The sequence below is a fragment of the Rahnella perminowiae genome (assembly GCF_019049755.1).
In the GTDB taxonomy this organism is placed as follows: Bacteria; Pseudomonadota; Gammaproteobacteria; order Enterobacterales; family Enterobacteriaceae; genus Rahnella; species Rahnella perminowiae.
The window spans coordinates 1-798 of record NZ_JAFMOS010000115.1; the positions used below are offsets into that span (position 1 = coordinate 1).

Sequence of the window (798 nt, forward strand, 5' to 3'; positions counted from 1 at the left end):
CAAAGACATGCTGTGCAAATAGATCCATACCGGAACAAAGCGCATTATATCTCCAGTGGTTTATGCCTGGTAAGCAGGGAGATAAGTTGATCACCAAAAGCTTTAAAGTCGCGATCCTGATAGGCAAGCCATTGCTTGTTTACAATAAATGCCGGCGTTGCAGAGACGTCATAATAGTTACTGACAGCTGACATATATTGAAGTAACGCTTTGACCGCCGGAGATGCGTTGATTTCGTGATATTTCCCGACGTCAATACCGTTATGTTCCAGCCAGTTATTTAAAACAGTGTCGTCAGCTAAATCAATGTTATCTTTGATCACAGCTGTATAGATTTTTTCCCGATATTGAGATTCCAGCCCCATCACCTCAAGTGTTGCAAATAACGGTGCGTAACGGGCTAAACCACTCTGACCGGCATTATTGATATGCAGTCGCACAACGCGAACTCCCTCAGGAAGACGCTTTTCTAATTCATCAACGGCTTTATCATTGATGGCACAGAAATGACAACCATAGGACATGATCTCAACGAAAACATCACTGTTCTTTAACGGACTCCGTGCCACCTTCTTATCTTCCACTCTGACCAAAGGCGCCGCATCGGAATTGAGAACAATATATTGATAATAGGCAACGGTGCAACCTATTGAAACAGCACAAATGAAAATCGTATATATCACAATATATAAAAACCGTTTAAACATGACTCTCTATCCTTAGATATGAAAATCCGTCCACGGTCACGTTAAGAACACAATAAAACATTACAATTAACGCATTCATAATGTTTTATTA

At 40.7% G+C, this 798-nt stretch carries 1 protein-coding gene; it reads right to left on the reverse strand.

Annotation, left to right across the window (positions count from 1 at the left end; all coding sequences use genetic code 11):
* Positions 1-44: 44 nt before the first annotated feature.
* Positions 45-707, reverse strand: coding sequence for a DsbA family protein (locus J1785_RS00600; protein ID WP_217218557.1), 663 nt, complete (start codon positions 705-707; stop codon positions 45-47).
* Between the last annotated feature and the right edge of the window lie 91 nt (positions 708-798).

Excerpts from the sequence above, each read along its gene's own strand:
- J1785_RS00600 (WP_217218557.1), bottom strand. The coding sequence starts at position 707 with ATGTTTAAACGGTTTTTATATATTGTGATATATACGATTTTCATTTGT.